This is a genomic window from Polaribacter sp. IC066, assembly GCF_007997085.1.
GTDB lineage: Bacteria > Bacteroidota > Bacteroidia > Flavobacteriales > Flavobacteriaceae > Polaribacter.
The window spans coordinates 1-2,657 of record NZ_VORR01000109.1 but is presented as its reverse complement, the minus strand read 5'-3'; the positions used below and the strand labels follow the sequence as shown (position 1 = coordinate 2,657).

At 33.0% G+C, this 2,657-nt stretch carries 2 protein-coding genes; one reads left to right on the top strand and one right to left on the bottom strand.

The features are described from left to right. Window positions 1-1,616: exopolysaccharide transport family protein (locus tag ES044_RS18025; RefSeq protein ID WP_147187462.1), on the top strand; the 1,616-nt coding region annotated here is incomplete at its 5' end. Window positions 1,617-1,713: 97 nt separating this feature from the next. Here the strand turns inward: ES044_RS18025 and ES044_RS18020 are convergent. Then, window positions 1,714-2,454: a tyrosine-protein phosphatase gene (locus ES044_RS18020; protein WP_147120740.1), complete on the bottom strand. Its 741-nt coding sequence runs from the start codon at window positions 2,452-2,454 to the stop codon at window positions 1,714-1,716. Between the last annotated feature and the right edge of the window lie 203 nt (window positions 2,455-2,657).

Below are 2,657 nucleotides of genomic sequence, written 5' to 3'. Positions count from 1 at the left end.
GTCAATACAATTTAGATGCGATTAAAGATAAAAGTATTGTTTCAGAAAAAACAAAAGATTTTATCGAGGAGCGGCTCACCAATGTGGGGGCTTTTTTGGCCTTAGCACAGGACAATGTGCAAGAATATAAGACAAAGTTTGGGATTACAGGTTTATCCATGGAAGGTGAATTGGCATTGGAAGCCGTATCCATAAACAATCAAAAGATTATAGAAATTCAAAGTCAACTAAATTTAGCCAATTGGATTCAAAAAAAGTTAATCAAAGAGTCGGAAACCAATGATGTATTACCTACTAATTTAGGCTTTACGGATGCGTCGATTACACAATCTATTTTAAATTATAATGAGTTGGTGTTGTTGAAAAATAGATTATTAGTTACCGCGGGTAATCGCAATCCGCAATTAATTCAAATTCAAACAGAGATTTCAACGCTGAATAAAAACTTATTATCAAGTTTAGAAAATTTAAAAAAATCTTTAGAAATTCAGTTAAAGCAGTTAGACCTAGAAGAAAAAAGAGTCACCTCAAAAATAGCTAAAATACCGATGGTAGAGCGTGGTATGATTGATATTGAAAGGCAAAAAATCATCTATTCTGAACTCTATTCTTATTTGCTAACAAAAAAAGAAGAAACAGCCATTTCTTTGGCCGTTACCGTGCCGAATGCCAAAATTATTGATTTTGCTTATAGTGATGGAATGCCAGTTTCACCAAAAAAGAAGATTGTATATTTAGCTTCTTTAATGTTGGGTTTTATCGTTCCTTTTGGGTTTATTTATTTAAAAAATTTATTAGACACAAAAATTCATTCCAGAAAAGACATCGAAGCTTTAACAAGCATTCCTTTTATGGGTGATGTGCCGCATTCTGAAACCGATGAAAAAGTGGTCATTAACAATGACTCTAGAACGAGTACCGCAGAAGCTTTTAGATTGATTAGAACCAATTTAAATTTTATGTTGCCCAAAAGCACAGATGATTTAGGGAAAACAATCTTTGTAACCTCTACAACAAGTGGTGAAGGAAAGTCTTTTATTTCTATTAATTTGGCAGCAGCACTTTCTTTATCCAACAAAAAAGTATTGTTATTGGGGTTAGATTTAAGAGCCCCTAAAATAACAGAATATTTAGCAATACCCGATAGAAAAGGAATTACAAACTACATCACAAATAATGAGGTTCTAATAAAAGACATCAAATTTTCAATACCTGAAATTAAAGGTTTAGATATCATTGGTTCAGGAGTGATACCTCCAAACCCTGCAGAATTATTATTAAGTACTAAAATTAAAGATTTATTTGAAGAGGTGAAGGCCGAGTATGACTATATCATCGTAGATACTGCGCCTGTAAATTTGGTGACAGATACCTTATTAATTTCTAAATATGCAGAGATGGTGCTCTATGTTTCAAGAGCTAACTACATCGACAAACGGATGTTAGTCGTTGCAGAGACCCTTTACAGAGAGAAAAAATTACCTAATATGGCCATTGTGCTAAATGGTACCGATATGAAAAGAGGGTATGGGTATGGATACGTTTATGGTTACGGCTATGGCGTTGGTTATCTAGAGCAAACTAAAAAACCTTGGTATAAGAAGTTGTTCAGTTAAAATAAAAAAAAAAGGAAGCAATTAGCTTCCTTTTTTTTATTTTAATAACTTTCTAGATCTACATACATTCATCAATATTAGGTGGTATTGAAGCTAATTATTTCAAAAATCGTTTATTATTCAATAGTAATTGCTCAATATTTTTCAGATTTTTATCGGTGGCAATGGTTTCTAATAACTGTAAATGTTCTTCGTGGTGGGTGTCAGTGCCCACAAAATCGTATAGGTTTTCTTTTAATAATCTCTTTGTAACTTTCTGCACATGTTTACCATATTGTTCCGTTAAGGACAATAAATTTAATTGAAATAAACAGCCTGCATTTTTGAGTTTATAATAACTTTGAAAGTCTTTGTGGTACGAGAAATACCTTTCAGGATGTGCTAAAATTGGTTTGTACCCTTTTAATTGCAATTGAAAGAGTATTTCGTACAAATTAATGGGCGGACTGTAATAAGACATTTCAACAAGCACCAAGTTATCTTTTAAGGTTAAAAGGTTCTCCTCTTCCATAATGACAGTAAACTTTTCATCAATCATATATTCGGCTGCCGCATGAATCGAAATATTAGTGATATCTCGTTTGAGCAACTCATCTTGTACTAGTTTCAGCTTGCCGTTGATAATTTCTGGAGTATTCGGATACAGGTCACCCAAAATATGAGGCGTGGTAATAAAGTTTGTTATTCCGAATGAAGACATTTTTTGGATTAACGAAATCGAATCATTCAAATCTTTGGCGCCATCATCAATACCAGGCAGTAAATGAGAATGAATGTCTACGAAATCTTCAGGAAAAAAATTGTGTAATGGAAGTATCTTTTTCTTGAAAAAGTGCATGTTTTTAATTTTATCACAAATTTACAATAATCATAAGGATATCTCAATGGTAAAGTGACTATGAATCTATTTGTAGTTTGGAGTATCGGACATCGTTTTTCGTATATCGTCGACCGTTTTTCGTTTACCGTTTTTCGTTTTTCGACCATCGTGAAACGAATAAGTATTGGCTATGCGCCGTAAGCTATGGGCTTTGAGCTAAA